The organism is Jiangella ureilytica (assembly GCF_004348545.1).
Taxonomy (GTDB): domain Bacteria; phylum Actinomycetota; class Actinomycetes; order Jiangellales; family Jiangellaceae; genus Jiangella; species Jiangella ureilytica.
Genome location: NZ_SMKL01000008.1, coordinates 18892 through 42552, shown reverse-complemented (window position 1 = coordinate 42552; position 23661 = coordinate 18892). Strand labels below are relative to the sequence as shown.

19 protein-coding genes and 1 tRNA gene are annotated in these 23661 nt (G+C 72.9%); 8 read left to right on the top strand and 12 right to left on the bottom strand.

All coding sequences use genetic code 11. The features are described from left to right. Nucleotides 1-43: 43 nt before the first annotated feature. Together E1212_RS05160 and E1212_RS05155 are read right to left on the bottom strand one after the other, a co-directional pair. Nucleotides 44-3832 (bottom strand): S8 family peptidase, encoded by a 3789-nt coding sequence (locus E1212_RS05160; RefSeq protein WP_131980025.1) that lies wholly within the window; start codon nucleotides 3830-3832, stop codon nucleotides 44-46. A gap of 173 nt (nucleotides 3833-4005) precedes the next feature. Continuing rightward, nucleotides 4006-4881 (bottom strand): NAD(P)-dependent oxidoreductase, encoded by an 876-nt coding sequence (locus E1212_RS05155; protein WP_131980023.1) that lies wholly within the window; start codon nucleotides 4879-4881, stop codon nucleotides 4006-4008. A 54-nt stretch (nucleotides 4882-4935) separates the two neighbouring features. Here E1212_RS05155 and E1212_RS05150 point away from each other — a divergent pair, with 54 nt between their 5' ends. Both E1212_RS05150 and E1212_RS05145 read left to right on the top strand, forming a co-directional pair. Beyond that, entirely contained in the window at nucleotides 4936-5343 is a 408-nt protein-coding gene (locus tag E1212_RS05150; protein ID WP_131980021.1) for a MerR family transcriptional regulator, read from the top strand. After that, nucleotides 5343-5822: a GAF domain-containing protein gene (locus E1212_RS05145; protein ID WP_131980019.1), complete on the top strand. Its 480-nt coding sequence runs from the start codon at nucleotides 5343-5345 to the stop codon at nucleotides 5820-5822. The genes E1212_RS05150 and E1212_RS05145 overlap by 1 nt, the downstream gene beginning before the upstream one ends. Here E1212_RS05145 and E1212_RS05140 read toward each other — a convergent pair. From E1212_RS05140 to E1212_RS05130, 3 genes are all read right to left on the bottom strand, one after another. After that, nucleotides 5819-6598: an alpha/beta fold hydrolase gene (locus tag E1212_RS05140; protein ID WP_131980017.1), complete on the bottom strand. Its 780-nt coding sequence runs from the start codon at nucleotides 6596-6598 to the stop codon at nucleotides 5819-5821. The genes E1212_RS05145 and E1212_RS05140 overlap by 4 nt on opposite strands. Next, the gene (locus tag E1212_RS05135; RefSeq protein ID WP_131980015.1) at nucleotides 6598-7107 is read right to left on the bottom strand and encodes a PadR family transcriptional regulator; all 510 of its coding nucleotides are present in this window, start codon (nucleotides 7105-7107) and stop codon (nucleotides 6598-6600) included. The genes E1212_RS05140 and E1212_RS05135 overlap by 1 nt, the downstream gene beginning before the upstream one ends. Before the next feature lie 145 nt (nucleotides 7108-7252). Then, nucleotides 7253-8233, bottom strand: coding sequence for a helix-turn-helix transcriptional regulator (locus E1212_RS05130; protein ID WP_203416428.1), 981 nt, complete (start codon nucleotides 8231-8233; stop codon nucleotides 7253-7255). 611 nt (nucleotides 8234-8844) lie between these two features. Here E1212_RS05130 and E1212_RS05125 point away from each other — a divergent pair. After that, entirely contained in the window at nucleotides 8845-9498 is a 654-nt protein-coding gene (locus E1212_RS05125; protein ID WP_131980011.1) for a GntR family transcriptional regulator, read from the top strand. 39 nt (nucleotides 9499-9537) lie between these two features. On the opposite strand, the gene E1212_RS05120 is transcribed toward E1212_RS05125, so the two are convergent. Continuing rightward, nucleotides 9538-10242: an alpha/beta hydrolase gene (locus E1212_RS05120; protein WP_131980009.1), complete on the bottom strand. Its 705-nt coding sequence runs from the start codon at nucleotides 10240-10242 to the stop codon at nucleotides 9538-9540. Nucleotides 10243-10585: 343 nt separating this feature from the next. Then, a tRNA-Lys gene (locus tag E1212_RS05115) sits at nucleotides 10586-10658 on the bottom strand. Between the two features lie 153 nt (nucleotides 10659-10811). Here E1212_RS05115 and E1212_RS05110 point away from each other — a divergent pair. The 4 genes from E1212_RS05110 (at nucleotide 10812) to E1212_RS05095 (ending at nucleotide 16993) form a co-directional block, all read left to right on the top strand. Next, nucleotides 10812-13049 carry a glycoside hydrolase domain-containing protein gene (locus tag E1212_RS05110; protein WP_131980007.1) on the top strand — a complete coding sequence of 746 codons (2238 nt, stop codon included), beginning with the start codon at nucleotides 10812-10814 and terminating at the stop codon, nucleotides 13047-13049. A gap of 18 nt (nucleotides 13050-13067) precedes the next feature. Beyond that, complete coding sequence (locus E1212_RS05105; protein ID WP_131980005.1) at nucleotides 13068-14351, top strand: glycosyltransferase; 1284 nt, start codon at nucleotides 13068-13070, stop codon at nucleotides 14349-14351. Between the two features lie 173 nt (nucleotides 14352-14524). Continuing rightward, on the top strand, nucleotides 14525-15892 hold the full coding sequence (locus tag E1212_RS05100; RefSeq protein ID WP_203416424.1) for an FAD-binding oxidoreductase: 1368 nt from the start codon (nucleotides 14525-14527) through the stop codon (nucleotides 15890-15892). 225 nt (nucleotides 15893-16117) lie between these two features. Continuing rightward, on the top strand, nucleotides 16118-16993 hold the full coding sequence (locus tag E1212_RS05095; RefSeq protein ID WP_131980001.1) for a M48 family metalloprotease: 876 nt from the start codon (nucleotides 16118-16120) through the stop codon (nucleotides 16991-16993). On the opposite strand, the gene E1212_RS05090 is transcribed toward E1212_RS05095, so the two are convergent. After that, entirely contained in the window at nucleotides 16994-17617 is a 624-nt protein-coding gene (locus E1212_RS05090; RefSeq protein ID WP_131979999.1) for a TetR/AcrR family transcriptional regulator, read from the bottom strand. A 68-nt stretch (nucleotides 17618-17685) separates the two neighbouring features. Here E1212_RS05090 and E1212_RS05085 point away from each other — a divergent pair, with 68 nt between their 5' ends. Continuing rightward, a complete protein-coding gene (locus E1212_RS05085) occupies nucleotides 17686-18567 on the top strand; it encodes an alpha/beta fold hydrolase (protein ID WP_131979997.1) in 882 nt (293 codons plus the stop codon). Here E1212_RS05085 and E1212_RS05080 read toward each other — a convergent pair. From E1212_RS05080 to E1212_RS05065, 4 genes are all read right to left on the bottom strand, one after another. Continuing rightward, nucleotides 18530-18934: a YybH family protein gene (locus tag E1212_RS05080; RefSeq protein WP_131979995.1), complete on the bottom strand. Its 405-nt coding sequence runs from the start codon at nucleotides 18932-18934 to the stop codon at nucleotides 18530-18532. The two genes, E1212_RS05085 and E1212_RS05080, sit on opposite strands and share 38 nt — an antisense overlap. A 63-nt stretch (nucleotides 18935-18997) precedes the next feature. Then, nucleotides 18998-20011: a sigma-70 family RNA polymerase sigma factor gene (locus E1212_RS05075; protein ID WP_131979993.1), complete on the bottom strand. Its 1014-nt coding sequence runs from the start codon at nucleotides 20009-20011 to the stop codon at nucleotides 18998-19000. Between the two features lie 37 nt (nucleotides 20012-20048). Beyond that, nucleotides 20049-21320: an acetamidase/formamidase family protein gene (locus E1212_RS05070; RefSeq protein ID WP_131979991.1), complete on the bottom strand. Its 1272-nt coding sequence runs from the start codon at nucleotides 21318-21320 to the stop codon at nucleotides 20049-20051. A 229-nt stretch (nucleotides 21321-21549) separates the two neighbouring features. Continuing rightward, complete coding sequence (locus tag E1212_RS05065; RefSeq protein ID WP_162605320.1) at nucleotides 21550-23520, bottom strand: sialidase family protein; 1971 nt, start codon at nucleotides 23518-23520, stop codon at nucleotides 21550-21552. Nucleotides 23521-23661: the final 141 nt, after the last annotated feature.

Genomic DNA, 23661 nt, shown 5'->3' with positions numbered 1-23661 from the left:
GGGGGGGGTGGGGGTGCTGCGGTGGTGCGGTCGAGCGCGCGCGTCAGTCGGTGAGCCGGTACGCGCGCTCGATCGTCTGGGTGACGGAGTCGCCGCCGGCCGTCCACGCCTCGGTGCGCAGCCAGACGTGGCCGTTCGTGGCGCCGAGGTCCGGGTGCGGAACGGTGACCCGGAAGTCGCCGCTGCCCGGGCGGCCGTCGGGCCGGACCTGGGCGGGCCGCCAGCTGACGCCGTCGTCGACGGAGAACCAGACCCGCAGCCGTTCGGCGGCCGGGCCGCCGCCGGGCGCAGCGGCGTGCAGCCCGACGGTGTGCCGCCGGCCGGCCGGCGCGCTGTTGACCAGGTCGAGGCCGAGGTCCCACTGCAGCTGCGGCAGCGGCTGGAACGCGCACGGGTCGGTGAGCGCGGCGACGGGGCACTCGTAGGCCTCCGGCAGCTGGTTCGGGGCCGGCGGCGCCGACGTGAACTCCCACTCCGTCGCGATGCGCGTGGCCAGGCCGTCGGGCGGGCCGGGCTGGACGTAGTCCATGGTCAGCCGGTAGTCCCCGGTGCCCGCCGGGAGCTGGAACCACTGGTTGACCGAGCCACGGACCGGCAGCTCCTCGCCGCCGCGGAACAGCCGGACGGCCGGTTGCTCGAACCAGGCGTGCTGGTAGTGGTCGCCCTGCGCGTCGAGGCGGTACTGGCCGGTGACGAACCGGTCGCCCTGGCGGCAGAACGTGCAACGCAGCACAGTCGGGAAGGCGCCGTCGACGTCCAGCGCGCCGTAGTGGACCGGTGACTCGAACCAGCGCTCGGCCGGCAGCCGGTCACCAGGCTCGAACACGTTCCAGGCCCGCAGCGCGGCGCCCTCCATGGTCGTCTCGCGCAGCCAGCGCAGCCAGCGCAGCGGCGGGCCGGAGGCGGCGACCAGCTCGGTGCGGGCGCTGCCGCCCCAGAGCCCGAGCGTGAGCTGCGCGCTGTCCGGCATCGTCGGGCTGAACGCGAACCAGGCGTGCGTGCCCTCGTGGCCGGGGGTGTCGGTGTGGTAGCGGCTCTGCAGCGTGGTGAGGTCGCCCGGCTCGACGACGGCGGGGCCGTCGGCCGGGAAGCCGCCCTCGTGGCCCAGGCGCAGGTGGTAGACGCGCTCGGGCGAGCGGCGCGCGTCGACGTCGAGGTGGCGGACCCGGCCGGCCGCGATCGCCTGCCGCAGCGCGTCGCCGTCGGCCCGGCTGAGGCCGAGCTGCAGCAGCGGCGTCGCCTGGAGCTGGATGCCCAGCGCGCCGGGGGTGTCGGCGTAGACCAGCAGGCCCGCGACCCCGGCCTCGGCCGCCGCCGCCGTGACCCGCTGGATCTCCCTGAGCGCGTACGCGTACCCGTACGGCTCGCCGGCCGGGATCCGGATCCGGACCAGCGCCAGGGCGTCGCGGGCGGCGGGCAGGTCGGCGGACGCGCCGTCGCCGGAGTCGCCGGCGTCGACGACGGGGAACCGCCGGTCGCCGTCGAGCGCGGGTCCGGCGAGGTGCGGCCAGTACTCCGGCGTGGCCCGGAAGCCGGGCCCGCGCAGCTCGGCCAGCGTCGAGCCGAGGGCCCACTTCGTGTACGACTCGGTCCGGCCCAGCTGCGGATCGGGGGTCGGCGTCGTGTACAGCGTCCACTCGCTGGACTGGTCGAACAGCGCGCCGACGCCGAACAGCCGGCCGTCGGGGGTGCTGCGGAGCACGCCGATCTCGCCCATGAGCAGGTCGACCGGCTCGCCGACCTCGGGGTTGCGCAGAACGGCGTCGCGGGCGTCCAGGTGGGCGGCGGTGTCGGCGCGGACCGCGAGCTCACTCGCGACGGCGATGGTCGACTCCGTCGCCTGCAGGTCCCACGTCGTGATCTGCGCGTAGACGTCGTACACGCCCTCGGCGACGTCGAGGCTCGCGCGGCCCTCGGAGTCGGTCCAGGCGAAGTGGTTCCAGGTGCGGAACGGGTCGTTGGCGACGAAGCCCGGGTCGACCTTGACCACCCAGACCGGCAGGCCCGGGTCGGCCGGAGCGCCGCGGCGGTTGGTCGCGGCGATGTCGAGGGCGTGGGTGACGCCGGCCTCGTAGAGGCTCCACGGCGTCCTCGTCGCGATGGCGCCGGCCGCGCCGGTCGCGCCGGTCGCCGTCACGACGCCGGAGTAGACGCCCGCGTCGAGGGCCGTCGGGTCGGCGGTGAGGTCGACGGTGGCGGTGCCGTTCGCGGGGACGGTGAGGGCCGTGTCGCTCAACCGGACGTCGCCGGACGGGATGGTGCGGCCGTCCCACCCGGTGCCGGTGACCGCGAGATCCAGGGTGACGGCGGCGCCGGTGGTGTTGCGGTAGGTCAGCGTGCGGGTGACCGGCGCCGTCGCGGGGTCCGCGATGCGGCCGAAGTCCAGGCTGGCCGGCCCGTACACGCCCTGCTCGACCGCCCGGGCGACGTCGACCCGGCCCGCGCCCTGCTGGAACGGGGTGTGGGCGCCGGGCGCGGCCGTCGACGCGAGGGCGTCCCTCAGCTCGGCGTAGCCCCAGTCGGGGTGCGCCTGGGCGAGCAGCGCCGCGGCGCCGGCGACGTGCGGCGTGGCCATGGACGTGCCGTTGGCGCTGGTGTGCAGGTCGCTGACGGGTGTGCCCATGCTGGTGCCGGCCGCGCGGGCGGCGACGATGCCGACGCCGGGTGCGGTGAGGTTCGGCTTGATCGCGGCGTCGCCCCGTCGGGGGCCGCGGTTGCTGAAGTCGGCGAGGGCGTCGGTGTCGTCGACGGCGCCGACGGTGAGCGCGCTGGTGGCCGCGCCGGGCGTGCCGACGGCGGCGTCGCTGTAGTCGTTGCCGGCCGCGACGACGAAGAGCGTGCCGGTCTCCGCGGACAGCGCGTCGACGGCGAGGCTGCCGGGGTCGGTGCCGTCGGTCGCGGGCGCGCTGAGGCTGAGGTTGACGACGTCGGCGCCGTTGCGGGCGGCCCACTCCATGCCGTCGATGGCCCACGACAGCTGCCCGGTGCCCCCGCTGGTCAGAACCTTGCCGATCATGAGGTCGGCGCCGGGTGCGACACCCGGACCGGCGCCGGGCGCGGCGCCGGTGCCCGCGACCGTCGCGGCGACGTGGGTGCCGTGCCCGTGGTGGTCGACGGCGTCGTCGTCGGTCGTGAAGTTCCGCGTCGCCGTGACCCGGCCGGCGAGGTCGGGGTGGGCGGCGTCGATCCCGGTGTCGAGGACCGCCACGGTGACGCCGGCGCCGTCGTACCCGGCCGCCCACGCCGCCGGGACGCCGATGTGCGGGACGCTGACGTCGAGGTCGGCGCGGATGGTCGCGTCCAGCCAGACGTTGGCGACGCCGCTGGTCAGCGCGGCGGCGCGGGCGCTCGTGCCAGGCTGGGTGAGGTCGGCCCACAGCCCTGTCGCGTCCTGCGGGTCGAGCGCGACGGCGTCGATCGACTCGAGCGTCCGCGCGACCGGGGTGCTGCGCAGCCGCGGGCTGACGCCGTCGTACCGGACGATGACCGGCGGCGGGCCGCCCGGCTCCAGGTGCGCGACGTCGAACAGCCGCCGGTCCACCGTCCCGCTCGCGACCAGCCCGAACGCGTCCGACGGCAGGACGTAGTGGTTGTCGCCGTCGGACACGCTGGTGAACGTCACCGAGCGGCCGTTCTCGCGCGGCGCCGGAGTGACGGCGTAGGTCCGCTCGCCGCCCGGCTCCTGCGCGACGGTGACGACGTCGCCCGTGAGGAGCGTGACGGAGGAGGTGGCCGGTTCCGCGGCGCGAGCGGCCGGGGCGCTGGCGGCCGGTGCACTCGCCGCTGCCGGCAGCAGGGCGGCGACCATCGCGGCGACGGCGGCTCCGGTCACGACGAGGCGGCTCGGTCGGCTCGGTCGGCTCGGTCGGCGTGGTCGCACGGCTCCTCCTGCAGGGTGAGACGTGGTGCCGGGATGTCCGGTCCGGACAATCTGGCACCGCCGCGACCCGTCACGGAAGGACTATCCGTGGCAGGTAGGCGCCAATGGCGCAAAGAGGACGCTGGTCAGCCGCCCGGAAGCAGTGCGGCGCTGAGCCGCGACACGTCGTCCGCGCCATGACCGGCGTCGATGACCCGGCGCATCTGGGCGTGCGCGGCCCGCTGGACGCTGGTGTCCAGGCCGCGCCGGTCGGCCGCCTCGATGACGTGCGCCAATCCCGCGGCGACGGTCTCCAGCGTCGCGACGTCGGCGTCGTGGCGGTCGTGGTCGACGCGCTCGGCGAGCTCGTCGACGGAGCTCGCGAGCAGGCCGGCGATCGAGGTGGCGAACGGCGCGAGGTCGGCGCCGTCGACACCCTCGGCCTTGGCCAGCGCGAACGCGTGCGTCAGGCCGGAGACCGCGGTCCAGAACAGGTCCAGCAGCGCGACGTCGAAGGCGGCGGCCCGGCCGGGGTCGGCGCCGAGGTGGTGCTGCCTGCCGCCGAGCGCGGCGAGGGTCGGCGCGTGGCGCTGGTAGAGGCCGGCCGGGCCGCTGTAGATCAGCACCGCGTCCGGAGTGTCGATGGTGATCGTCGGCGTCATGATCGACCCGTCGAGGTAGTCGATGCCGTGTTCGGCCGCCCACGCCGCCAGATCGCGCGCGGCGCCGGGGGAGTCGGCGGTCAGGTTCACCACGGTCCGGCCGCGCAGCGCGGCGGCCGCCGGCTCGAGGAGCTGCCGCGCGACCTTGTAGTCGACGACGCACACGACGACGAGGTCGGCGGTCCTCACCGCGTCGGCGACGGTGGCGGCTCGCGTCGCGCCCGCGGCGACCACCTCGGCGCCCTTCTCCGGGGAGCGGTTCCAGACGGTCGTGGGGTGGCCGTGGGCGAGGAAGGCCTTGGCGAGAGCTCGGCCCATGTTGCCGAGCCCGAGCACGGTGACCTGCGGCGATGTCGTCATGCCAGGTACGCTAAAGCTTCACGTCGGCGTGAAGGTCAAGCGATGAGGAGCGGCATGCGGATCGGTGAACTTGCGAGGCGGACCGGCGCGACGGAGCGGGCGCTGCGCTATTACGAGGAGCAGGGCCTCCTGACGCCGGCGCGACTGCCCAGCGGCTACCGCGACTACGCGCCGTCCGACGTCGAGACCGTGGGGCACGTGCGGTCGCTGCTGGCGGCCGGGCTGCCCAGCCACCTGATCGCCGACCTGCTGCCGTGCATGGTCGACACCGGCGACGGCCTCATGCCCGGCTGCCGCTCCATGCTGCCGCCGCTCGAGGCCGAGCGCGACCGCATCACGGCGGCCATCGACGCGCTCGACACCGCGCGGACGCTGCTGACCGAGCTGATCGACCGCACGCCCGAGGACGACTCCGAGTACGAGGCCTGGGTCGCGCGCCATGCGGCGTCCGTGCCGGCCTGATGGAGCCGCTCGTCTACCGCGCGCCCATGCGCTCGCGCCGGCCGGAGGTGCCAGACGGCGCCGGGGTCGAGCGGGCGCTGGCGGCCGGCGTGTGCGGGCTGGGAGGTGAGCTGCCGCCGTCGTCGCCACCCGGCTCTGCCGAGGAGGCGGCCTCCGCGGTGGACGGGGCCTACGGCGAGCGTGCGGCCCGGCGGCTGCTGCGGTTCGCGGCGGTGCCCGACGGCGCGTTCGCCTGGACCCGCGACGTCGACGGCGCCTACCTGCTCGGCCGGCTCGACGGCCCGTACCGCTACGACGCGAGCGGGCCGGCCCGGGCGGCAGACCTGGTGCACGTGCGGCCATGCCGATGGTTGCCCGCGCCCGTCGACGTGGCGCGGGTGCCGGCCGCCGTGGTGGCGGCGTTCGGCCGCGGCGGGCGGAACTTCCAGCGCATCCGTGCCGACGACGCCGGGGCACAGACGGCGTCGCTCTGGTCCTAGGTGGTCGGCAGGAGCTCCGGCGACGGCTCGGCGTGAGCGAGCCAGTGCGCGAGGACGCGGTGGAACAGGTCCGGGTCCTCGGCACTCCAGACGTGGTGCATGCCCGGCGCGAGGCCGGTGGCGCCGTGCGGGGCCCGGCCGGCGATGTCGGGCAGCGCCGCGCGGATGGCCCGGCGCTCGCGCTCGCCCGCGATCGCCAGCAGCGGCGCGTCGAGCGACCGGAGCCCGTCGAGCGTCGCCGCGGGGACGCCGTCGTGGATCTCGTGCACCAGGCGGCGCGCGGAGCCGCGGTCGATGCCGAGCCCGGTCGTCACGAACTCGTCGACGGAGTCCGCGGGCAGCCGGTAGGCGCGGGCGAGACCGGACCAGTAGCCGTGCCGGCCCCACAGCCGCAGCTGGGCGAGGCCGAGCGCACGGACCGGGCCGCGGACGCCGCGCACCGCGGCCCCGGTGACGAAGACGCTGCGGACGATGTCCGGGTGCCGGGCGGCGAGGACGGTGCCGACGATGCCGCCCAGCGAGAGCCCGACGACGTGCGCTCGCCGGTCGTGGGCATGCTCGCGGATGAGGCCCGCGAGCTCGTCGGCGACGGCGGCGAGGCCGGTCCAGTGCTCGCCGGCCGCGGCGGACGCGCCGAAGCCGGGGAGGTCGGGGATCAGCCCGTGGTGGTCCGGCAGTGCGGCGGCCTGCCCGCGCCACATCCAGCCGGCGACGTTGCCGCCGTGCAGGAACAGCACGCTGGGGCCTGCGCTCGGATGAGTCTCGGCGAGGTGCATCAGAGTGCCGCCGCGGTCTCGTCGATCCAGCCCAGCTCGGCCTCGAGCTGCCTGACACCGTAGCGCAGGGTCGCCGTTCGGAGTCGTTCGGCCGGGGTGCCGGCCGGGTCGGGGAGCGAGCGCAACGCCGTCAGCCGCTCCTCGGTGGCCGCGCGGCGCTCGGCGAGCAGCTTCCGCGCGACGGCGGGATCCTCGCGGCCGGCGAAGAAGACGCGGGCGAGGAACGGCTCGCGGCTGCGCTCCGGCTCGAGCGGGGAGCCGAGCCAGGCGGTGAGCCGGCGGCGGCCGTCGTCGGTGATGTGGTGCTCGCGCCGGTCGGGGCGGCCCTTCTGCGGCACCACGCGGACGTCGACGGAGCCGTCGTCGACCAGGGCGGCGAGCGTGCGGTAGATCTGCGCCTGGTCGGCGGCCCAGAAGTGCGCGACGGAGCCGTCGAAGGTCTTCTTGAGGTCGTAGCCGGTCATCGGGGCCAGGTCGAGCAGCCCGAGGATCGCATGACTGAGGGACATGTCCTATATAGGACCACGCATATATGCCCATGACAACCCCGACCCACGTTGATCTTGGAGTAACCGCGGGATCAATCGGGCGAATCGCCCCGCGACTCCGCGGTTACTCCAAGATCAACGTGGGTCGGGGCGGGCGGCGGCTCAGTCAACCCGGGCCGGCGGCCAGCAGTCGCTGCGCCAGCACACGGCAGCGGCTCGCGAGCTCCGGCGGGTCGAGGACTTCGAACTCGTGCCCCAGCAGCAGCACGCGCATGAGGACGTCGTCGAGGTCGGCGGCGCCGCTGAGCACCTCGCAGCGGTCGTCGTCGCGGGGCCGCACGACCGCCGCCGACGCCGAGACCTGCGCGCGCACCGTCGCGGCCGGCGCGTGCACGAGGAAGCGCGCCTGGCGCGGATAGACCCGGCTGGCCACGCTCTCCTGCACGAACGTCGCCGCGTCGGGCGCCTCGCGCGGGCGGAACCGCCAGGTGCGCGCCGTCACCCCGGTCATCCGGTCGACGCGGAAGCTGCGCCAGTCGTCGCGGTCGAGGTCGTAGGCGAGCAGGTACCAGCGGCGGTCGGAGGCGACAAGCCGGTACGGCTCGACCCGGCGCCGTCGCAGCTCGCTCCCGGATCTCCCGGCCGGGTAGTCGAAGCCGGCCTCGACCTCGTCGCGGCAGGCCCGGGCCAGCGTCATCAGCCGCTCGGGGTCGACCGGCGTGCGGCCGCCGCTGAACGACGCGACCGAGCCCGAGAGCGCGCGCACCTCGCGCTGAAGCCGGGTCGGCAGCACCCGGTCGAGCTTGGTCAGCGCCCGCAGCGCGGCATCGCCGGCCCCGGCGACGCCGCCACCCGCGCCGCCCGCGGCCGCCAGCAGCGAGACGGTGGTGGCGATCGCCTCCTCGTCGTCGAGCAGCAACGGCGGCAGGTCCTGCCCCGCGCCGAGCTGGTAGCCGCCGCCGATGCCCTGGCTCGCGTGCACCGGGTAACCCAGCGCCCGCAGCCGCTCGACGTCGCGCCGCACCGTTCGCGGCGTGACCCCGAGCCGCTCGGCGAGCTCGGGACCGGTCCAGACCTGACGCTGCTGCAGCAGGCCGAGCAGCGTCAGCACCCGCTCCGTCGTCCCCCGCTCCTCGCCGCCCGTCACGGTGCCCACTGTGACAGATCAGGCGGACCGATCCTGTCCGCTGTGCGTCCTGCCGAGCAGGCTCGACGCAAGGTCGAGCAGGCGGCCATCCGGATTCCGCCGGGACGCGGCCTGCGCCGGTCCAGGGTGGGCGGCAGGTACGGGGACCCGTCCTGACCGGGCACGATCTCGAGTTGAAGGGTCGCGACCTCGGAAGCACCGACGCGTTCCTCAGCGGTGCCTACACGACCATGCGCTTCGGCAGCGACGCCCCGCCGGTGCACGCCGAGATCACGCGCGACGTCCTGGCCTCGGTCAGCATGGATCGGGTCGAGCTCGACGTCGGCATGCACGACGACGCCGGCCGCCGTCGCCGTCCAGAGAACGAAGCCGGCTGCGGCCGGCTCGGGACGGGTGCGGGGGGCGCCCCCGCGCCGGGTCGCAACGGGGGGCCGGCCCCGACGCGGGGACTTGGCCGCCTCGCTGCAGGGGCTGAGCGTGAGGCGACCCAGCTCACTCCTATAGCCCTGATCGACGCGCCACCAGGGCCGAAAGGCTGGAGACCGAAAACGGGGTGTGTGCCGGGCCCTGACCGAGTTGCAACCTCCACGCGAGCGTGCGCAATATATTGCATGCCCATCCCTCAGGACGCTCAGTCGATCGGTCGGCGTCTCCTTCGCGATGACGTCTACCACCGGCTCCGCGATGCCATTGTCGACGGCACCTTGGAACCCGGTGAGCAGTTGCGCGACGCCGAGCTGGCGGCCTGGCTCGGGGTCAGCCGGACCCCGATCCGTGAAGCACTGTTGCGCCTCGCGGAAGCAGGCCTGGTCTCGGCTCTGCCCGGGCGTTCCACAACGGTGAGCTCCCTGGACCCGCGCGACATCCGGGAGGCCCGAGACGTCGTCGCCGCCATGCACCAACTGGCCGTCCGCGAAGCCGTCGGCAACCTCACCGACGCCGACCTCGATGCGATGCGCGAGGCCAACGCCCGATTTCGCGCCGCGATCGAGAAGGGCGACGTCGAAGCGGCGCTGCGCGCGGACGATGCCTTGCACAACGTCCCCGTGGCGGTGGCGTCGAACCGGGCGCTGGCGACGGTTCTCGACCAGTTCACTCCCGTACTGCGAAGGGCCGAGCGCCTCCGGTTCTCCTCGCTGGGCGGGCAGGCTTCGGTGGCGCGCCACGACCAACTCATCCGGCTGTGCGCACTCGGTGACGCGGACCGCGCCGCCGAGATCGCCTTCGGCACCTGGAAGACGTTGTCGGCTGTCAGCGAGGAGTGAGGCCCGCGCGTGGGGCTCGGCCTGCGGCGGATCGGCGGCTCACCGACCGGCGCGCGAAGCGCCCTTCGCGGCGTCGTCGATGGTGTCGGAGACGACCCCGGCCTGCGTCATGAAGACGGCGTGGCTGGCGGACACGTGGGTGACCTTCGCGCCGCTCCGCGTCGCCATGTGCTGCAGCATGGCCTGGTCGAACGACTTGTCCTCCGTGGCGATGACGGCCCAGCTGGGCTTGTCGCGCCAGGCGGCGTTCTCGAGCGGCGTGTCGAAGACCGACATGTTGATCGGGATCTGCGTGTCACGCAGGAAGGCGGCGTCAGCGTCGCTGGCGTCGTGGGCGAACCCGGCCTTGAACGTGGCGTGATCGAGGAACCCGTACCCGTCGTCGACGACATCGATGACGAAGTCCGGTGTCGGCGCGAATCCCTCGTACTGCTGGCCCGTGGTCTCGCCGGCATCGGGTGCCAGAGCGGAGACGTAGACCAGGCCGGCCACGTTCGGGTGGACACCGGCCTCGGTGATGACCGTGCCGCCCCAGGAGTGGCCGACGAGGATCGTCGGGCCGTCCTGCCGATTCAGAACCCGGGTGGTCGCCGCGACGTCGTCCTCCAGTGAGGTGAGCGGGTTCTGCACGATCGTCACCGTGTAGCCGCGCGCCGTCAGGTTCTCGTACACGCCACGCCACCCCGAGCCGTCGGCGAACGCGCCGTGCACCAGCACGACGTTCTTGATCTGGTCGGTGCTCATGATCTGGTCCTCTCCTTCCCGCACCGGGGAGTTCCCGCGCGGATCCTGTGAAGAGCCCGGCGATCGCCGTCTGATGTGCAATATATTGCATGCAGAACGCATCCACAAGGTGCCGTCAGGTCTCCAGATGCGCAGGGCCGTCTCGCGCGAAGGCTCCGCGCAGCTGCTGCGGGTGCGAGACGTGGTTGTCGAGCTCCCGACGCCGACCCGAACGGCGTGGCGTGCGACGTGATGCCGTGGTCGGGGTCGGAGGCCGGTCAGAGGCCGCACGCAAGGTCGGCGTCGACGACGCGCCGGTCGGAGGACCGACGGGCTCCAGCAGCTGATTCGCAGCTCAGAGGGGTGGGCCCCCAGGGGATCGAACCCTGAACCCGCGGATTAAAAGTCCGCTGCTCTGCCAATTGAGCTAGAGGCCCCGCGGACAGGCTACCCATTCGCAGGGCCGCCCTCCACGCGACGCCGGTGGCCAGCCGCGTGACAAACGGGTACTCCTCACCCATAGCCCTTGACGCCCGCGACATGGGGAGTTCATATCGACGCTACGGATCGGTCACCTCGGGACAGGCAGAATGCAGAACATACTGGACAGCGTTGATCCCTTCATCGGCACCATGGCCACGGACCTGCCGGACCCGCAAGGGCTGGCCGCCACGTGGTGGTGGCCGAAGGCGCAGGTCGGCAACACCCATCCGGGCGCGAGCTACCCGCTGGGCATGGTGTCGGCGTGTGCCTACTCGGGGGCCTACCCGACGGGGTACGGGGTCTATCGCATCAGCACCGAGGGCCGGCCGACGCCGTTGTACGACCGGCAGCAGGCGTCGGGGTTCACGCATTTCCAGCAGTCGGGCACGGGCGCGATCCGCAAGTACTACAACTACTTCCGCGTCACCCCGATGATCGAGCCGCTCGACTCGCTCGGGACGCTCTGGCAGCTGCGCGACGAGGTCGCCGAGCCGGGGTACTACGGCGCCACCCTCGACACCGGCATCAGGTGCGAGGTCACCGTCGGGGCGAAGACGGCCGTGCACCGGTACACGTTCCCCGAGGCCCGCAGCGGCCGCGTCGTCGTCGACTTCTCGTACGGCGGGCTGGCCATCGAGCACGGCCGGACCGTGCCGCTGCGCGCCCACATGCAGAGTCTCGGCCACGGCCAGGCCGAGGGCACCATCGTCATGGAGGGGGTGCCGCTGTCGGTCTTCATCGAGGCCGACACCCCTGACTGGCGGCAGCTGCTCTGGTACGACCGCCGGTTGGTCGACGGCGGGACACGGCTCGACTTCGACTACATCCGGCGCACGACGCTGCGTCCGTTCGGCCTGATCTTCATGGGACCGGCGCTGTCCGGGCAGACGGTCGAGCTGAAGATGGGCTTCTCGCTGCGCGGGACGGACCAGGCGCGGGCCAATCTGGACGACGAGCTGGGCCTGGGCCGCACCCGGTTCGACAAGTGCCGGTCGCGCACCAGGAAGAAGTGGTCGTCGTACTTCGATCAGGTGAAGGTCGACGGCGGCACCGACGCGCGGCGGACGGTGTTCGCCACCAGCCTGTACCACTCGCTGATCAAGCCGTGCTTCGGCGACGACGAGAGCCCCTTCTGGCCGACGTCGGGGCCGTTCGTCTTCGACATCTGCACGATGTGGGACATCTACAAGACGCAGATCCCGCTGATCACGGCACTGGCGCCGAAGCGGGGTGCGGCGCTGCTCGAGTCGCTGATCCGGGTGTGCGAGGAAGAGGGCAACTTCCCCATCGGCTATCGGATGGCCAAGGGCGCGGACCGCTTCTTCCGGCAGGGCAGCGCCCTGGCGCATACGGCGCTGGCCGACGGGTACCTGCTCGGCCTCGACGGCATCGACTGGGACTGGGCACTGGTGCACATGCAGGACGACCTGCGGCGGGTGTACGGCGAGGACTTCCTCGAGAAGGACATCGTCCACCCGATCACCCACACGCTCGACCTCGCCTACGGCTACCACTGCACCGCCGTCATCGCCCGCGGTCTCGGCGACCGCCGGCTGGCCGACGAGCTGGAGCAGCGGTCGCGGTACTGGGCCAACGCGTTCGAGCCCAGCACCGGGCTGCTGAAGAAGTCGACGTACTACGAGGGCGGCCGGTGGAACTACTCGTTCCGGCTGCTGCACGACATGGCCGCGCGCATCAAGCTCGCCGGCGGCGACGACCGGTTCGTCGAGATGCTCGACAGCTTCTTCGGGTACGGCAAGGAACCGGTCCGCCAGCTCGGCACGCCTCCGTTCGCCGACGGCGACGGCTACGGCGAGGGTCTCGCGCTGCACCGGTTCGAGGGACTGAACAACGAGCCGGACATGGAGGCGCCGTGGGCCTACCACTACGCCGGCCGGCCCGACCGCACCGCCGAGATCGTGCACGCCGCGCTGACGAACCAGTTCGCCCCGACCCGCGGCGGGCTGCCCGGCAACGACGACTCCGGGGCCCTGAGCTCGTGGTACGTGTGGGCGTCGCTGGGCCTGTTCCCCGTCGCCGGGCAGAACCTGTTCCTGGTGAACGCGCCGGCGTTCGCGACGGCGAGCCTCGAGATCGGCGGCAACGAGTTCCTGGTCGAGACCGTCGGGCACCGGGAGTCGCCGATCGGCAGCGAGACGGGAACCCAGCCGGCACCGCAGTTCGTCCAATCGGCGACGTTCAACGGCAAGCCACTCGACGGTGGATTCATCACCGGAAGCGAACTGCACGGCGGAGGCCGCCTGCAGATCGAACTCGGACCGGAACCCTCGGGCTGGGCGACGAAGGTGCGTCCGCCGTCGGTCTCCGACCGCACGCACGGATAGAGACTCGGAGGTGTTGCCATGAGCCGACCCACCCGCCGCCTGGTGATCGTCGTGCGCGCAGATCCAGTGATCTGCGGCCATTCGGGCGAGGCTCGCAACCTCGCCGAGGTCGCGCTCACCCGGGGATACGACGACGTCCGCATCGTCACCTGGCCGATTCCCGCGCTGCAGGCGGCCGGTCTCCCGTTGAAACCGCTCGACTCGATCCTCCCGTACAGCGAGGGCATCACCGTCGAGCGGCCGGAGCCCGTCGGCGACTACCGCGTCCCCGACGGCCGCTTCGTGCTCGGCCTGACCAGCCGGCTCTACGAGCTCTTCACCGACGGCGTCCCGACGGTGTGCATCTCGATGTACCTGACGCCGCACACGAACGCCGTGGTCGAGGCGCTGCGCGGGGCGCGAGCCAGCGGCGCCGGGTTCAACGTCACCACCGCCGCGAAGGCCGTCGGCTCCGACATCACGAACATCGTCCGCACCAGCATCGCCGAGGGCCGGGCCGGCGCTGCGGCATTCCTGCTGACGACCTTCCTGGCCAACGACGGCTGCGTGGCGGTGTCGGACTACACCCGCGACCTCATCATCGAGTCGGCACGGCAGGTCGACCAGGTCTGCGGCACCCGGTTCGCCGACGAGTGCGCCGCCCGCGTCACCGTCAGCTACCCGCCCATCGACACCGGCGCCTACGTCGACCTCGACCCGGTGGCCGTCGACGAGGCGCTGGCCCGACGCGGTCTCGAGCGCGACGGCTACCTGCTGTTCCTGTCGCGGGTCACGCTGGCCAAGGGGGTCGACGACCTCATCGCCGCGTACCAGGCGTCGGCCGGACGCGACCGGGTCAGGCTGGTCATCGCCGGCACGGGACCGGAGCTCGCCCAGATGCGGGCGCTCGCCGCCGGCGACGACCGCATCGTCTTCCTCGACGACGTCAGCGACGAGGAGAAGCCGCTGCTGATGAACGGGAGCGCCGCGTTCGTCCTGCCCAGCAAGCCGCGGCCGGAGTTCGTCGAGACGTTCGGCATCGCGCTCGTCGAGGCCATGCTGTCCGGCGGTGGCCCGGTCGTCACGACGACGACGGGCGGCATCCCGGAGTCGGTCGGCGACACCGCCGTCGAGATCGCCGCGGGCGACCCCGCCGGGCTCGCGGCCGCCCTCGACCGCGTCGTCCTGCAGATGGCCCCTGACGACCGGCGGGCCGCGGCGCTGCGGGCACGCACCTACGCCATGCGCTTCGACCGGGTCCAGGTCTTCGACCGCCTCATGGAGGACCTCGCCGTTCCCGCCGGCCGGGCGGCGACCGCGTAGCCGACGGCGACGGCGTGGCCGGGCGGCGCGGGTGGCCGACTGCGACCGGATGCTGGCAGATCCGGCCGAAATTCATGCTGACTCTGTCGGTGGTCAGGGGTTGAATGGTCCCCACGCCGGACGGGCACACCCTCGCGGTCCGGCGTGGTGACCCTCGAAGGAGAACCCTGACCTTGACCACCCTCGACGTCTCCGCCCTCCGAAACCGCTTCGCAGGCCAGGTCATCGCGCCTGGCGACACCGACTACGACTCCGCCCGCGGTCTGTTCTACGGCGGCACCGACACCCGGCCGGCCGTCATCGTCCGCCCCACCGACCCCACCGAGGTGGCCGGCGTCATCGCCCTCGCGCGCGAGACCGGCCTCGAGCTCGCCGTGCGCTGCGGCGGCCACAACCCGGTCGGTCTCAGCAGCGTCGACGACGGCATCGTGCTCGACCTGCGTCACCTGCGCGCCATCGCCATCGACGTCGACGAGCGCACGGTGTGGGCGCAGACCGGCCTGACGGCGGGCGACGTCACCAAGGCGGTCGCCGAGCACGGCCTGGCGGTCGGCTTCGGCGACACCGGCACGGTCGGCATCGGCGGCATCACCACCGGCGGCGGGGTCGGCTTCCTGTCCCGCCGGCACGGCCTGACCATCGACAACGTGCTGGCCGCCGAGGTCGTCACCGCCGACGGCCAGATCCTGCAGGTCGACGCCGGAAGCCATCCCGACCTGTTCTGGGCGGTCCGCGGCGGCGGCGGCAACTTCGGCGTCGTCACCAGGTTCAAGTACCGGCTGCACGAGCTGCCCGGCGTCGTGGGCGGCATGCTCATGCTCCCGGCGACGCCCGACGTCGTGCACGGGTTCATCACCGAGGCGGCCGCGGCGCCCGACGAGCTCTCCGTCATCGTCAACGTCATGCCGGCGCCGCCCATGCCCTTCGTCCCGGCCGACCTGCACGGCACCATGGTGGTCTTCGGCCTGGTCTGTTACTCCGGACCGGCCGACGAGGCCGAGAAGGTGCTGGCGCCCATCCGAGCCCTCGCCGAGCCCATCGCCGACATGGTGCGGCCCATCGCCTACCACGAGATGTTCATGGGCGACGCCGACGGCGACTACCACCCGACGGCCACCGCCCGCACCCTCTTCGCCGACCGGCTCGACCACGCCCTGATCACGCAGGTCCTCGAGCGCCTCGAGACCGCGCCGGCGCCCATGCGCGTCACGCAGTTCCGGCCGCTCGGCGGCGCCATCTCGCGGGTGGCCGACGACGCCACGGCCTACTCCCACCGCGGGCGGCCGTTCATGGTCAACGTCGCCTCGTTCCTCGACGGTCCCGGCACCCGGGCCGAGCGGGAGCAGTGGGTCCGCGACACCTCGGCACTGATCGCCAACGGCGAGCCGGGCGCGTACGTCAACTTCCTCGCCGAGGACGGCACCGAGCGAGCGCGCGAGGCCTACCCCGGCGGCACCTGGGAGCGGCTCACGCAGATCAAGCGGCAGTACGACCCCGGCAACCTGTTCCGCCGCAACGTCAACATCCCGCCCGCCGGCTGACGCGCGGCTCCCGATCAGGGTCCCTCGCGGTCGCCGAGACGCCGCGAGGGAACCCGATCGAGCAGCGGACGGCCGCGTCGGGTAGCAGCCGTGGCCACCGCAATGCTCCAGCGGGGTGCGCCGGTGATCCGCCGAGGTTGAGTCGACCCCGCGCAGGTTTGGAACAGAACCCGTGGTCAGCGCGTTCTCTCGAGAGGTGAGTGCACCGACGAAGAGAGAGGACACATGCAGACGACTCGCCGTTATCGCAACGCACTCAAGACCGCCGTCCTGCTCGGCCTGCTCACCGGTCTCATCCTGACCGTGGGCTACTGGCTGGGCGGCACGACGGGCCTCATGCTGGCCACGGTTCTGTCGCTGGCGATGAACGCCGGCAGCTACTTCTGGTCGGACCAGCTCGCGCTGCGGGCCATGGGCGCGCGGCCGGTCACTGCGGCCCAGGCGCCGGAGCTGCACGCCATGGTGCGCGAGCTCGCCGTCGCCAGTGGCCGGCCCATGCCGCGCCTGTACGTCAGCCCGGTGGTGCAGCCCAATGCGTTCGCGACCGGCCGCAACCCGGAGCATGCCGCCGTCGCCGTCACCGAGGGCATCCTGCGGCTGCTCACCCCGCGTGAGCTGCGCGCGGTGCTGGCCCACGAGCTGTCGCACGTCTACAACCGCGACATCCTCATCTCCAGCGTCGCCGCGGCGCTGGCGGGCATCGTCACCGCCGTCGCCCACCTGGCCATCGTCATCCCGCTGGGCTCCGATGACGACGACGGTCCGAATCCGCTCGTGGCGCTGTTCATGCTGTTCCTCGCGCCGTTCGCGGCCGGGCTGATCCAGCTCGCCGTCAGCCGCAGCCGCGAGTACGAGGCGGACGCCGACGGCGCGCAGCTGTCCGGCGACCCGCTCGCGCTGGCCAGTGCACTGGCGAAGATCGAGCGCGGCACCCGGGCGCTGCCGCTGCCCGCCGACCCGGCCATCGCCTCGAAGGCGCACCTGATGATCGCCAATCCGCTGGCCGGCGGCGGCATGGCCGGTCTGCTGCGCACCCACCCGCCCACGGCCGACCGCATCCGCCGGCTCCGGTCGATGGTGGACGTGCCCGCCCTGCGGTGATCACCGACCCGGCGTGGCGCCGCTGGTCGTGAGCGAGGAGAGCAGCCGGCGCGCCACGTCGACCATCTCGCGTCGAGCCGTGGCGGGGTCGGCCGACGAGGCCACGTACATCGCGGCCTCGTCGGCGACCGCGATCAGCGCGTGCGACAGCGGGGCCACCGGCTGCTGCTCCACCTCGCCCGCGGCCATGCCCTGCTCGAGGACCGCGCGGATCAGGCCCAGCACGTGGGGCTGGCAGATCTCGCGCCACCGGATCCAGCCCAGCACCGAGGGGCCGTCGACGAGCACGATGCGCTGGATCTCGGGCCGTTCGCAGAGTTCGAGCCAGGCTTCGACCGCGCCCAGCATGACGTCCTCGAAGCCCGCCTCGGCCCTGGCGCCCGCGACCTCGGCGAGGTGCTGCGAAACGTCGCGCTCGACGTCCTCGAGCACCGCCGCGAACAGCTCGGTCTTGTCGGCGAACTGGTGGTAGAGCGCCCCCCGGCTGACGGAGGCCTCGCGGACGATCGCCTCGGTGCCGACGCCGGCGAACCCCTGGGCAGCGAAGAGCCGCCGCCCCGCCCCGACGAGCGCGATGCGCGTGGCGGCGGACCGTTCCGCTTGGGTGCGACGCTTAACATTCATACAGTCTGTATGTTACCTTCCGTGCAGGCTGTTCGTCAGTGCGTGCGCCGAGTCTAGGAGGTCCTCCGATGCCCACCATCGAGCTGTCCGGCGGTCCCGTCCACTACCGCGTCGCCGGGCCCGAGGAGTCCGCCGCGCCGCCCGTCGTCTTCGTCCACCCACTCCTCACCGACGGGACCCTGTGGTCGCGCGTGGCCGATGACCTCGCCGGGCGCGGGATCCGGTCGTACGCGCCCGACTGGCCGCTCGGCGCGCACCCCACGGCCATGAACGACGGTGCCGACCTGTCGCCCCGCGGCGTCGCGCGCCTGGTCCTCGAGTTCCTGGAGGCTCTGGGCCTGGACGCGGTCACGCTGGTCGGCAACGACACGGGCGGCGCGCTGTGCCAGTTCGCCGTCGACGAGGATCCACGGCGCATCGGGCGGGTCGTCCTCACCAACTGCGACGGTCTCGGCGTGTTCCCGCCGGCGGCCTTCAAGCCGCTGTTCGCGCTGCTCCGCAGCGAGCGCCGGGCGCGGTTCCTCGCCGGCCGGATGCGGGTGCGTGCGCTGCGGCAGTCGTGGCTCGGGTTCGGCATGCTCGCCCACGACCTCCCGGCCGAGCTGACCCGCGCGTGGATCGAGCCGGCCCTGCGCGACGACGGTGTCGTCCGCGACCTGGTGCGGTTCCTGAGGGCCGTCGAGCCGGACGAGCTCCTCGACGTCTCGACCCGGCTGGACCGCTTCGAGGGCGCCGTCACCCTGGTCTGGGGCACCGGCGACCGCGCCTTTACGGCGAAGCTGGGCCGGCGGATCCAGCAGCGGTTCCGCGACGCCGCCTTCGTGCCGGTGCCGAAGGCGCGGACATTCGTCCCGCTCGACGCGCCACGGCAGCTCGCCGACGAGATCGTCGCGATCGCCGCCAGGCCGACGGTCAGGAGCGAGCGAACGAATGGTGCTCGTGAGCGATGAGCCACCGTCCGTCCTGCTTGCGCAGCCCCACGCTGAGACGCAGCGGGCTGCTGTCCTGGCCGAGTGCGCTCGCCGGCCCGATGTCGAGCAGTGCGTGGGCGAAGGCGACGTCCGCTCCGGCCGTGACCTCGATCGACGTGACCCGGAAGACGAACGCCGTCGCCGTCGCCGACATGTCGAGGAACGGCCCCCAGCTGTCCCGGTACGCCTGGAGCCCGCGCACCCCGCCAGCCGGTGGCGACACGTCGAACATGACGGTGTCGGCCGTGTGGCCGGCGACGATGCCGTCGAGGTCACCGGTCTGGGCGGCCGCCGCCCAGCGCTCGATGAGGGAGCGGATCTCGGTCTCGGCCGTCGTGTCGTTCATGGTCTCCTCCTGCGGTGTCGGGTCGGTCCGTCACGACCTACAACCCCGCGGGTGCCGGCGAACTCATCGCGCCGGGGCGATGTCGTCCGGGATCTCGGCGGGAAGGCCGAAATCGGCGAAGGTCTCCGGCATGAGGAACGAGGTCACCTCGGCGACCCGGTCGCCGTCGACGGCGAGCAGGTCCAGCGCGGCGGCCACGAAGACGCGCCGGGACCCGTCCCACAGGTAGGTGCCGAACGCCGGCTGGCCGTTCGCCCGCGCCGGCAGGAACCGCCAGCGGTCCGTCAACGGCCCGGCGGCCAGGAAGGCGCGGATGTCGTCGCGGCCTGAGTACCACTCGGCGATCGGCGGCATCGCATAGCGCGCGTCGTCGGTGAGCATCGCCACGATCGCATCGACGTCGCCGGCCTCCCAGGCGGCGGCGTACCGCTCGGCGATCCGCCGGACGGTGGCATCGTCCAGCGCCGCGAGGGTCGCCTGCTGACTGCGCTCGGGCCGCCGTCCGTCGATCGCCTTCCTCGCCCGCTGCAGCGCGCTGTTCACCGACGCGACGGTCGTGTCCAGCTGGACGGCGACCTCGGCGGCGGCGAAGCCCAGGACCTCGCGCAACAGCAGGACCGCTCGCTGCCGGGGCGTCAGTACCTGCAGCGCGGCGACGAACGCCAGCTCGACGCGTTCCCGGGCGACCGTACGTGCCTCGGGATCCGGCTCGGTGCCGAGCCGGTCGTCCGGGAACGGCTCGATCCACCGGACCTCCTCGGCGCGGGCGCCCGGGCCGAGATCGACCGGCAGTTCACGCCGTCGCCGTCGTTCGAGGGCGGTCAGGCACCGGTTGGTGGCGATCCGGTAGAGCCACGGCCGGATCGACCGGCGGCCGTCGAACCCGTCCAATCCGCGCCAGGCCCGGACCAGGGCGTCCTGCAGCACGTCCTCGGCGTCGTGGAACGAGCCCAGCATCCGGTAGCAATGGGCCAGCACCTCGCCGCGGAACGGCGTCACCAGCGCCTCGAAGGCGTGCTCGTCGCCCCGCCGAGCGGCGGCGAGCAGGCCGGCCTCGGGCTCGGTGGACCTGGACACGTCCGGACCGTACCCGAGGCCGCCTGCGTCGGCCAGGTCAGCGGCGACGGCCCCTGAAGACGCTCTTCGGGACGAAACCCGTGACGACCTGGGTGCGGTCGACGACCTCGGCGTTGTGGTAGTTCACCGCGATCGAGGCGAACGAGTAGGCCTTCGGGACGGTCATGCCCTGGGTGGTGACGAGGAAGTCGACGGTCTTCTCGACGGCGATGCGCATGGCTCGGTCGAGGTCCCAGTGGATGCCCATCATGATCCAGTGGTCGTCGGTCTCGGCCCAGGGCAGCTCGGTCACGGTGTCCTTGATCAGGGTGATCCGGAACGTGCCCGCGAGCGAGTGCTCGACGGCGGTGCCGCTCACCTCGCCGTCGCCCTGGCAGCTGTGCGGGTCGCCGATGAAGATCTGCGCACCCGGCTGGAAGACCGGCAGGTACAGCGTCGTCCCGGCGGTGAGGTCGCGGACGTCCATGTTGCCGCCGAACCTCCCCGGCGGGGTCGAGTTCTGCACCCCGGTGGCCGGTGGCGGGGCGTCCTCGGTGTTGCCGATGAACTCGCCCGTCGGTGAGGCGACCGCGATGATCCCCGGGAACTTGTGCGTCGGGATGATGACGTCGTCGGAGAAGAAGACGACCTCCTCGCCCCGGTGCATGCCGGTCCGGTAGAGGTGCGTGCGCACGTCCGGCCAGACGCCCGCGGGCAGGCCCGGCGGGATCTGCGCCGGGATGTCGAGGCCGGCGTCGCCCTCGCGCCAGCCTCGGTAGAACTCGGCCATGACGCCACCGGTCGGCGCCGTGTTGTTGAACCCGTACGGCACCCGGGTGTCGATGTCGAGGATGTCGATCGCGACGGTGTCGCCCGGCTCGGCGCCGCGGACGTAGATCGGGCCGGTCAGGACGTGCCCTCCGTACTGCCGGTTCTCCGCCTGCCGTGCGGGGAGCGTCTCCCAGAACGCGATGCCGTCGGACAGGATCTCGCGCGGCTTCACCCCGAACGCGCCGAAGTAGTCGCGCGGGTGGATGGCCGGGTTGGTGAAACCCTGGTGGGAGAGAGTGTCGACACGCGCCGTCTGCCCCGACCGGATCGTGACCCCCGGCTCCCAGCCGATCGGGAACCCGCCCCAGTGCAGGTTCTCCGGCGTGGACTTCAGGTGATGGTCCCACTTCCCGGACATGGGGCCATGACTACCATGGCCGCCGCCCTGACCGCGGGACGCCCGGGCAGGGGCGGCGCCGACGGCGGCGGCCAGTGGGACGGCGAGACCGGCGGCCAGCACACTGCGCCGGCTTGCTGTACTCCAGTGGTGCGTCGACATGAACGACTCCCTTCGGACGAGGGCGTCGCGGCGGGCTGCATCTTGTATCCGCGACCACAGTACGGTCGCGGTCGCGTGTTGCGCGGGTGTGTCGATCACGCAAACCCTGACAACTCCGACAGGCGTCGACCGTCCGGCCCCTGCCGTCCTCGACGCCCCGGCTCGGGACGTGCGCGCCAGGATCGGGACCGGGCGAGATGATCGACTCCGGAGGGGTGCCGAGCGCGGCTCACTCGTAGTCGGCCGCCGTGGTGCGGAACGAGACGACGGTCCGGTCGGCGACGTCGAAGCCGAAGGTGAGGAACGAGCCGTCGTCGAGCTGGACGCTGGTGGGGTTGGCCTGGTCCTCCCAGCCGGAGTTGTACAGCGCCCGCGTGCGGTGCTCCGTCCAGGGGCCCGACGGGTCGTCGATCAGCGCGCCGTAGGTGGGCCGCCCCGCCTGGGAGTAGTCGCCGTACGTGACCAGCAGCGATCCGTCCTCCGCCAGCAGCAGGTGCGCCGACGACGTCGGCAGGCCGATCGGCTCGGGGGTCGTCCAGGTGACGCCGTCGTCGAAGGAGCGGACGAGGGTGGACTCGCTCTCGATCGCCAGCAGGTTGTCGTGGCGGCGGATCTGCATGACGAGCTCGCCGCTGGGCAGCCGGACGATGTTCGGCTCGCCGTTGGAGTAGCGCACGTCGTCCTCGACGACGGTCAGCTCGTTCGACGCGGGGAAGGTGCGGCCGCCGTCGGTGCTGCGGGCCACCCGGGCGCCGTAGCCGTACAGCGGCTGCAGGATGTCGCCGTTCGGGAGCTCGACGGCGGGGCCGTGCTGCCAGGCGCCGGGCTGTGCGCTGTCGATGCGCGTGACCGCGGGGAACGTGAGGCCGCCGTCGGTCGAGCGATAGACGAAGGTGCCGAGGTTGCTCTCCGGCCGGGTCGACCAGTCGGTGCGGAACACCGTCAGCAGCACGGTCCCGTCGCGCAGCACGCTGAGCTTCGGGTCGCGGTTGTCGCCCGCCGTGGCGACGACGGTGACCGGCGCCGTCCACGTCGCCCCGCCGTCGGTCGAGCGCACGACCCGGACGACGCCGTCGGCGTTCGTGTGCCCGTCGGCCAGGTGGTAGGCGAGGACGATGGTGCCGTCGGCCAGCCGGACGGCGTCGGGGAAGCGCGGCTCGGCCGCGCCGGCCGGCTCCTGGGCGACCACCTGCGTGGGGATCGGCGAGTATGCCTGGATGCGCTGCTGGACCGAGCGCGTGACATGGGTGCGCAGGTCGGTGACCGTGACGGTGACGGGGTGTAGCCCGATGTCGTCGGCGTCGATCGCGGCGCTCACGGAGAGCCGTCCGGGCTCGCCGTGCACGCGGGCGGGGAACGGCGTGTCCACACCGTCGACGACGACGCGCGCCCGGACCTGCGACGCCCGCAGGCCCGGCTCGTCGATGGTCGCCACGACGGTCGACGCGGGGTGTTTCTCGGCGGTGTAGTCCTGCAGGGTGCCGACGACGGGGAGTCCTGCGGCCAGCGCCGGGCCGGCCGGGTCGATGTCGGACAGCCCGACGTCGTCGACGTAGGCGTCCGAGCCCACGGGGGCGCTGCCGCTCGAGGCGAGCTCGATGCTGGTGATCCCGCTGCCGCCCGAGGCCTTGACGGTGGTGCGGAACGACATTCCGTTCACCGTGAGCACGGCGGCCTCGGTGCCGGCGGCGATGCTGACGCGGCTCGGGTGGTCGCGCGCGGTGAGCATCGGCACGGTCGCGAACCGCACGTACTGGCGCCCGTCGTAGACCAGGACCTGGGCGGTGGTGCTGCCGCCGTAGGCGTACACGGGCGTGATCATGAACCGGTACATCCCCAGCGCGGGGTTGTCGCCGGCCGCGTGGACGGCGATGAAGACCGGCTGCCTCGTGGAGTGCAGCGCGAGGTCGAAGTCGAACCGCCGAGCGGCCGTGACCTGTGCGGGAATGTGCAGCCGGGTCTGCAGTGCCCGGTTGCTGTCGGTGAGGTGCAGCGCGCGGTTGCCGGCCGGGCCGAACGGCGCCTCGGCGACGGTGACGTCGCCCTGGACCGTGTAGCCCGCTGGTGCGGCGCCGAGCGTCTCGTCGTCGAACGTGCGGACGGCGGGCGCCTCGGCCGAAGCGCCGGCGGCCGTCGTCAACGGCAGGGTGGCGGCCGCCAGCAGTGTGGCGAGGGCGGCGGCGACGGCGATTCGTGGCATGGGGGGCACTCCTCGGCGAGACCAGCGGACTCCAGCATGGAACGTCGTGCCACGGTAGCCGCGGGCCCGTTCCATGCCAAGGGTGCTGGGTGACGGAGTACGGCTGATCGACGTCTCCGGGTCGCCGGCGTATCCGTCGGA